General features: G+C 61.3%; 7 protein-coding genes. 2 read left to right on the top strand and 5 right to left on the bottom strand.

From position 1 onward, the window contains the following. Positions 1-221 (top strand): EF-hand domain-containing protein (locus I6F35_RS39195; protein WP_225122913.1); only part of this gene is annotated, 221 nt, incomplete at its 5' end. Between the two features lie 323 nt (positions 222-544). Here I6F35_RS39195 and I6F35_RS39190 read toward each other — a convergent pair. The 4 genes from I6F35_RS39190 to gyrB form a co-directional block, all read right to left on the bottom strand. Then, positions 545-1,024 (bottom strand): Hsp20/alpha crystallin family protein, encoded by a 480-nt coding sequence (locus tag I6F35_RS39190; RefSeq protein WP_225122912.1) that lies wholly within the window; start codon positions 1,022-1,024, stop codon positions 545-547. Between the two features lie 185 nt (positions 1,025-1,209). Beyond that, positions 1,210-1,353 (bottom strand): hypothetical protein, encoded by a 144-nt coding sequence (locus tag I6F35_RS39185; protein WP_225122911.1) that lies wholly within the window; start codon positions 1,351-1,353, stop codon positions 1,210-1,212. Between the two features lie 116 nt (positions 1,354-1,469). After that, positions 1,470-1,790: a hypothetical protein gene (locus I6F35_RS39180; RefSeq protein ID WP_225122910.1), complete on the bottom strand. Its 321-nt coding sequence runs from the start codon at positions 1,788-1,790 to the stop codon at positions 1,470-1,472. A gap of 354 nt (positions 1,791-2,144) precedes the next feature. Beyond that, positions 2,145-4,580 (bottom strand): DNA topoisomerase (ATP-hydrolyzing) subunit B, encoded by a 2,436-nt coding sequence (gene gyrB, locus I6F35_RS39175; RefSeq protein WP_225122909.1) that lies wholly within the window; start codon positions 4,578-4,580, stop codon positions 2,145-2,147. Positions 4,581-4,913: 333 nt separating this feature from the next. Between gyrB and I6F35_RS39170 the strand changes: the two genes are divergently transcribed. Continuing rightward, positions 4,914-6,797, top strand: coding sequence for an acyltransferase family protein (locus tag I6F35_RS39170; protein ID WP_225122908.1), 1,884 nt, complete (start codon positions 4,914-4,916; stop codon positions 6,795-6,797). A gap of 201 nt (positions 6,798-6,998) precedes the next feature. Here I6F35_RS39170 and recF read toward each other — a convergent pair whose 3' ends face one another. Further along, positions 6,999-8,138 (bottom strand): DNA replication/repair protein RecF, encoded by a 1,140-nt coding sequence (gene recF, locus I6F35_RS39165; protein ID WP_225122907.1) that lies wholly within the window; start codon positions 8,136-8,138, stop codon positions 6,999-7,001. Positions 8,139-8,277: the final 139 nt, after the last annotated feature.

Genomic DNA, 8,277 nt, shown 5'->3' with positions numbered 1-8,277 from the left:
GGGGTATGATGGGCCACGGCATGATGGGTGGGGGCGCGATGCGGCCCCCGATTATGCTGCGCATGATGTTTGCTCTGATGGACAGCGATAGTGACGGAACAATCTCATCGCCGGAGTTTCAGGTGGCTCATGAACGAATTTTCAAGGCAATGGACGGCAACAAGGATGGCCGGCTTACCTTGGAGGAAATGCAAACGTTCATGCATGGGACCAGGAGATAGGTTCCGCAGCAGTAGTGAGCCTCGAAGATTATTCCTCCTGCCTGCTTGAGCGAACCGAGGGACAGCACCCGGCTCTCAGGCAATCGATTGACGCTACCCCTTGTGACCCAAGAGATATCGTCTTGGGATTCAGGTTTGAAAAACGTAGGTACCGGGCGCTGCAAGGCTGCCAGCGACGTTTGACGGAAATGAGGGCGTAACTCTCACAGACGAGGAGTGAGCGTCCAGCCAGCGAATCCACCGCGGCTTTGAGAACCAGCGCACCTAAACGAAAAGCCGCCCGAAGGCGGCTCTCTGAGGTGTCGCTGCAATCAAATCAGGGACTAAGCCTTGTTGGGGGGAGCGCCCGTCCTGACATCGATTGTCTTTGAACTCTTTATGGCCTTGGTTGGCTTCTTGATTGTGAGATGCAGCACGCCCTTGTCGAAATGCGCCTCGACAGCTCCGTCCTCAGGCTCAAAAGGCAAAGACATCGATCGATAGAATGAGCCATAGGTCCGCTCCTCGACGTGCCATTCCTTCTCGTCTCTTGTGCTCTCGGCCTTTTTCTCTCCGGAAATGACCAGCTGGTTGTCGTCCACGCTGACCTTGATATCCTTCTCGTTAACACCGGGAAGCTCGGCCGTCACTTCGAAGGCATCCTTTGTCTCCGCTACAGCGACCGGCGGGATACCAGCTCCAATGTAGGCGGAGGGCGAACCCCGATCGAAAGCTCGGAACGCGTTTTCCATTTCGCGCCGCATGGCTCGGAAGGGGTCTGAAGCCAAATCTTGGCTAGTGGTCCACAGTCTTGGAAGAACCATTCGATTGCTCCTTCGCAGGTTTGGGAATTATCCAACCTTTATAATCGGCGATTTTTGAGCTATCGATTTTGACTTAGCTCAAATCTCGAGGCGCCTGGTGTTAATCGGCGTGGGGTCACGACGGCGATCGGCACGATAAGTCTTTGATCCACATGTAATTGGAATGGTCATGCTTCGGCGCCAATTTACAGTTCGACGTTCGAGGAGGCGAAGACATTGAAGTCGAGGAGCAGTTCTTCCTGCTGCCGAACGACGAGATATTGACGGTGCTTAGGCTTCCGGACGAAGCGGTGGCTTAATGTTGTCTCGATCTCGCGGTTCAGATGCATGATAGGGACCGCGCTACTTTTGTTCCCGCGCGCACGCTGTCTTTCGGGTGCGTGAGTTAGAACAATTCGCGCTATGGAAGGTGATCGACGCATGTGAATCGCTTGCGACAAAACTCCTATCCCTTGTTCATGGTCTCTAGTTCTTCGATTGTTACTTCGCGCGCGTCCATATAGTGGAAATCATCGACTGCACGTTCCGATAGGAAGACACGGCCTGTTTCGTGGGTGTACCAAAGTCCGTGCACAAGCCTGTTGCGCTGCGAATTAAGCTTAGAGAATTGTAGGATGATCTGTTCGTAGAGGTCGGACTTGCGAAGTTGATCTTCGATTTCTGCAGACACGCAAGCATCAACGATTGCCGAGCTTTGTTGCTCACGACCGAGTGGAAGATTTTTTTCAAAGTGTCCGCGTAGGGCCGGCAGGATCCGAACCTGCACCCAAACCGTTATGGACGGCTAGTTCTAACCATCAAAGTCGCCCAGGAGGGATGGTACTCTTCCAGTCCAGACATACGCGGCGCAACATCCAACTTGGGTGGCACTGTCCTCCCTTCGCGATCCCTTCGCGGGCACCGCCTTAGGCCCGACCGACCACCTCGTTTGCCTGGCTGGCACTGCCTCTAATGTGCTGCCTCCCGCGCCCTGAGCGGTTTCAGTAGGATCTCGTGGCATGAGGGCCGCTGGAGCGCCTGCGCGAGGCGCCGGCTCCAAGCTCAGGGTTGTGCGTAAATTGAGTCGGGTATTTGCGTTAGAGAGTCAGGGAATTGCGTTCCCCGACAAGGCCACGCGGCCTCAGATGTCGATGGTGGCGCTGAGCGAGTTTTCCTGGATGAAGTCGCGGCGCGGCTCGACCACGTCGCCCATCAGCTTGGTGAAGATATCGTCGGCCTCGTCGACTTCCTTGATCTTCACCTGCAGAAGCGAGCGCGCCTCGGTATCCAGCGTGGTCTCCCAGAGCTGCTCCGGGTTCATCTCGCCGAGGCCCTTGTAGCGCTGCAGGGTCAGGCCCTTGCGGGCGGTATCCGTTACGGCTTCGAACAGGCCGACCGGGCCGTGGATGGTCTGCTCGCTCTCCTTGCGGCGGAGCTTGCCGGGCTTTGCATAGAGGTCCTGCAGCTTCGGCGCGTATTCGTCGAGCTTCCGGGCGTCCGCCGAACTGAGGAAGGCGTCGTCAATGATCGCGACGTCCTTGACTCCGCGTACCGTGCGCTCGAACTGGAAACCCTGGCCTTCGACGAAGCGCCCAACCCAGCCCCGCTCGACTTCCTCAGCCACCTCATCCAGCCGCGTAGCGATGTACTCGGCGGCCCCATTGGCGACGTTGACATCGTGGGTGATTCTCGGGTTCAGGACGCCTGCGATTGCAGCCTGTTCGATCACTGTGCGATTGTAGCGGCTGTGCAGATTGCGCAGCAGGGCGCGGATGATGCGGGCATCATTGATCAGCGATCGCAAATCGGAGCCGGTGCGATCCTCGCCCCTTCCGGTCTTGAAAACGCAATCGGCGAGGCCTGCCTCGATCAGATAGTCTTCCAGCGCCCGCTCGTCCTTCAGATACTGCTCGGACTTGCCGCGCGTCACCTTGTAGAGCGGCGGCTGCGCGATGTAGAGGAAGCCACCATCGATGATGTCGCGCATCTGGCGATAGAAGAAGGTCAGGAGCAGCGTGCGGATATGGGCGCCGTCGACGTCGGCGTCCGTCATCACGATGATCTTATGATAGCGCAGCTTGTCGATCGAGAAGTCGTCGCTGATGCCGGTGCCGAGTGCGGTGATCAGCGTGCCGATCTGTTCGCTGGACAGCATCTTGTCGGGGCGGACGCGCTCGACATTGAGGATCTTGCCGCGCAGCGGCAGCACCGCCTGGAATTCGCGGTTGCGGCCCTGCTTGGCGCTGCCGCCTGCCGAGTCGCCCTCGACGATGAAGAGTTCCGACTTGGCGGGGTCCTTCTCCTGGCAATCGGCCAGCTTGCCCGGCAGCGAGGACACCGCGAGCGGATTCTTGCGGGTGAGTTCGCGCGCCTTGCGCGCAGCCTCGCGGGCGGCCGCGGCCTGGATCACCTTGCCGACGATGACCTTCGCCTCGCTCGGGTGCTCCTCGAACCAGGCGGCCAGCGCCTCGTTGATGACGTTCTCGACCACGGGGCGCACTTCCGAGGACACCAGCTTGTCCTTGGTCTGCGACGAAAACTTCGGATCCGGCACTTTCACCGAGAGCACGGCGGTCAGGCCTTCGCGGCAGTCGTCGCCGGTCAGCGTGATCTTTTCCTTTTTCGCATTGGCCTCGGCATAGCCGTTGACCTGGCGCGTCAGCGCGCCGCGGAAACCGGCCAGATGGGTGCCGCCGTCGCGCTGCGGGATGTTGTTGGTGAAGCACAGCACGTTCTCGTGGTAGCTGTCGTTCCACCACAGCGCGGCTTCGACGCCAATGCCGTTCAGCTCGGAACGGACCATGATCGGATTGGCGACGATCGCCTTCTTGTTGCGGTCGAGATATTTGACGAATTCCTCGACGCCGCCGACATAATGCATCTCCTCGCGCTTCTCGACTGCGTGGCGCATGTCCGAGAGCACGATGTTGACGCCGGAATTGAGGAAGGCGAGCTCGCGCAGGCGGTGCTCGAGCGTCGCGAAATCATATTCGATGTTCTTGAAGGTCTCGGTCGAGGCGAGGAAGGTGACCTCGGTGCCGCGCTTGCCCTGGGCGTCGCCAACGACCTTCAACGGTGCGATGGAATCGCCATGGGCGAATTCCACATAATGTTCCTTGTCGTCGCGCCAGACGCGGAGCTTCAATGTACTCGACAGCGCGTTGACGACGGAGACGCCGACGCCGTGCAGACCGCCGGAAACCTTGTAGGAGTTCTGGTCGAATTTGCCGCCGGCATGGAGCTGGGTCATGATGACCTCGGCTGCGGAAATGCCTTCTCCCTTGTGGATGTCGACGGGAATACCGCGGCCGTCGTCACGCACGGTGACGGAATTATCGGGATTGAGCACGACTTCGACGCGCGTCGCATAGCCTGCGAGCGCCTCGTCGATCGCGTTGTCGACGACCTCATAGACCATGTGATGCAGGCCGGAACCGTCGTCGGTATCGCCGATATACATGCCCGGCCGCTTGCGCACGGCATCCAGGCCCTTCAAGACGCGGATCGATTCCGCACCATATTCCACGGGAATGGGATGCTGGCTTTCGGCAGGGGTCTGCCGGGCTGGTTCTGTCATGTGAGGCCTTGAGATGTCCCGAATCAGCGGCGCAAAACTGAGGGCTGATTACACTATTTGTGCCACGAAAGATGCATCGCGCCTAGCGCAAAGTCTGTCTCTGCAAGCTGTTGAATAAATAGTATTTTTATGCCTTTTTTCAAGGCGCTTCAGGCGTGTTTCCAAGCGTTCGAAAAAGCGCGCTTCGAGGCCGTTTTCAAGGCCAGAAAAATCCCAATTTGGGTCGTCCGGCGAGCACCCTCTAGCGGTACGTCGCGGACCTGCTACAGAGAGCATCGAAGCGGGCTGGCTTCGATGCTCTCTACGTGTTCCGCGACGTCCGGATTGTCCGCCTTGTCCCTGCCTTCCCAGCTTTATCGGCCCGATATCGATGGCCTCCGCGCCATCGCCGTGATGTTGGTGCTGATCTTCCACGCCTTTCCCGAGGCCGCGCCGGGGGGCTTCGTCGGCGTCGACGTCTTCTTCGTCATTTCCGGCTTTCTGATCACCGGTATCATCGCGCGCGAGCTCGACGAGAAGCGCTTCAGTCTGGCCGGCTTCTATGCCAGGCGCATCAGGCGGATCTTTCCGGCGCTCATCGTCGTGCTCGCTTTCGTGCTGGTCATGGGCTGGCTATGGATGCTGCCGTCCGCCTACGCGCAACTGGGCAGCGACGTCTTTGCCAGCGCTGCCTTTTTCGCCAACATCGCGCTGTTGCTGCAGTCGGGCTATTTCGACGTCGAATCGGCAAAAAAGCCGCTGCTGCATCTGTGGTCGCTCGGCATCGAGGAGCAGTTCTACCTGTTCTGGCCGCTGCTGCTGATGCTGGCGGCGCGGCTGCGGCTGAAACTGTTCTGGATCGCCGCGGTGCTCGGCGCCGCCTCCTTCGCGCTCAATCTGCTGCTGATTGGCGCAAGCCCCGTCACGACCTTCTATCTGCCGTTCACCAGAGCCTTCGAATTGCTCGCCGGTGCCTTGCTGGCATTGGGCTGGAACCAGATCGGCAAGCCGAGCGCCGCGAGCGATTGGCGTGCAGTCATGGGCCTTGCCCTGATCGCGGTTGCGGTTGGCCTGTTCGACAGCCACAGCCCGTTTCCCGGTTGGCGCGCGGCGCTGCCGGTGGCTGGATCTGCGTTGCTGCTGTCGGCGCCCACAGCCTGGCTCAACCGCGGCGTGCTCGCCAGCCGGCCGATGGTATGGATCGGGCTGATCAGCTATCCGCTCTATCTCTGGCACTGGCCGCTGCTGGTGTTCTTCGCGCTGATCAAGTTCAGTCCGCTGACGCTGCTCGAGCGCGGCCTGATCCTACTGCTCAGCGTGCTGCTTGCCTGGGCGACCTACCGTTACATCGAGAAGCCGCTTCGTTTCGGCCGGCCCCAGCCGCGCAGGCTGGTTGCGCTCGGCGCCAGCACGGTGCTGCTCGCCGCGCTCGGCGGCGCGGTGGTTTGGGGGCGTGGCTACGATTTCCGCCTGCCGCCGGAAATCCGCGCCATGGCCGGTGTGTCGACACAGTCGGCGCAATGGCGGTTCCACCAATGCCTGCTCGACCTCAGCCGCGATACGTCGTTCGCCGATGATTGCGTCGATCGCGACCGCCGTCCGCTGGTCGTGATCTGGGGCGACTCCACGGCGGGCGCGCTGTTGCCCGGCTTGCGCAAGGCGCAGGAGACGAGAAAATTCGGCATCGCGCAGTTCACCTCGGCGTCCTGCGTTCCGGTCTTGAACGTCGATGTACCGGGGACGCCGAACTGCCGGGCCATGAACGACAAGGTGTTTTCGCTGATCCGTGATGTCAGGCCCGATATCGTGCTGATGCACGGCACCTGGGACAAATACCTCGACAAGATCGTCGAGACGGCCGCCGCGCTGAAGCGCGAGACCGGCGCGCGCGTGGTCGTGCTCGGCGCGGTGCCGACCTGGCGGCGCGGGCTGCCGAACGAAGTGCTGCGCTATTTCCTGCTCTATCATGGCCTGATCCCGGCGCGCTGGAGCGGCGGGGTGACCAGCGGCTGGTTCGACGCGGTGATGCGCGAGCAGCTTGCGACGGCCGGCGCGGAATTCGTCTCGGGGTTGGACGCGCTGTGCAATGGGCAGGGCTGCCTGACGCGCCTCGGCGACAGCGCCGGAGATATTACTGCCAGTGACGGCATTCACCTCACCGAGAAGGGCTCGGTCTATCTCGTCGACGCGGTGATCGACCGCGTGCTCGATGGGCCCAACGCTGGCCAGCCGCGCTAGAGCATTTTCGGTTCTGATTGAATCAGAACCGAAGCTCTAGATTCTTGTTTTGACGCGTTTTCTTCACGCGAACCGGTATCCACTTCGCTCGAAAACGCTCCTAGAGCATGATCCGGAAAAGTGGAGGCCGGTTTTCCGAAAAGATCATGCTCAAACAGAGAGCTGGAGCGGGATGACGATTCGAAGAAAAGTCATCACGCTCTAGCCGGGGCGCGTGATGTGGCCTGCTTCGACGTCGAAGATCTCGCCGTTCGCCCCGATATCGACGAACGCGGCGGGATCGGCTCCGGTCATCCAGACCTGCGCGCCGAGCTTTGCCAGTTCATCGAACAGCGCCTTGCGCCTGTTCGGGTCGAGATGCGCTACCACTTCGTCGAGCAGCAGCAGTGGCACGATGCCGGTCATCTCGGCGACCAGCGTTGCATGCGCCAGCACCAGTCCGATCAGAAGCGCCTTCTGCTCGCCGGTGGAGGCATCGCGCGCCGGCATGTTCTTCGGCGCGTAGACGACCTGCAGGTCGGTCAGATGCGGGCCGTCGAGCGTACGTCCGGCGGCAGCATCCCGCGCGCGGCTGAGGCGCAGGATCTCGCGGTAGCGGTCTTCGACGGCCGTTGCGGTCTCGCTCAGCAACGCGTTCTCCATCCAGCCGTCGAGCGCGATCTCGGCGGAAGGAAACGCCGAGCCCTGCGCGCGCTCGCGCAGCATCGCCGACAGTCGTGCGGCGGTCTGGCCGCGGGTGGCCGCGACCGCGACCGCCAGCTCCGCGGTCTCGCGTTCGATCGCGCCGCACCAATGGTCGTCATAGTTGCGCACTTCGAGCAGGCGGTTACGCGAGCGCAAGGATCGCTCCAGCGCCGAGACGCGGCTGGAATGTTCGGAGTCGATCGCAAGTACCAGCCGATCGAAGAATCGCCGTCGTTCGGAGGCTGCGCCCAGAAACAGGCCGTCCATCGCAGGCGTCAGCCACACCATGCGCAGATGGTCGCCAAAGGCGGCAGCGGAACTCACCGGCTCGCGATCGATGCGGCAGCGCCTGCTGACGCTCTCGCTCCCTTGCGCGGGCGCTTCGATCCCGGTGCCGAGCGTCGAAAGCCCCAGCGCGCCCTCAACCTCGGCCGAGACCGCCCAGGAACCATCGCCCTGGTTGTCGGCGACGTCTTCCAATGTCGCGCGGCGCAGTCCGCGCCCCGGTGCCAGAAACGAGATCGCCTCCAGGCAATTGGTCTTGCCGGCGCCGTTCGGCCCCACCAGCACCACCACATCACCGCGCGTCGAGACACTCGCCGCCCGATAATTGCGGAAATGCGTCAGCGACAGCCGATGGATGCGCGAAGGGGTCATAGTACTCGTCCTTCCCCTTGTATCTGCTCGGACATGATTTGTGCGATGGAAGCGACTTGCGCTTTGGCCGGTGGCCACCGGCCAAAGCGCGTGGCGATGTCGCCCGTTTCCCCCTCCGGCTACAACCGTGGGTGAGCTT

Source organism: Bradyrhizobium sp. BRP22, assembly GCF_020194175.1.
Lineage (GTDB): Bacteria > Pseudomonadota > Alphaproteobacteria > Rhizobiales > Xanthobacteraceae > Bradyrhizobium.
This window is presented reverse-complemented; position numbering and strand designations above follow the sequence as displayed.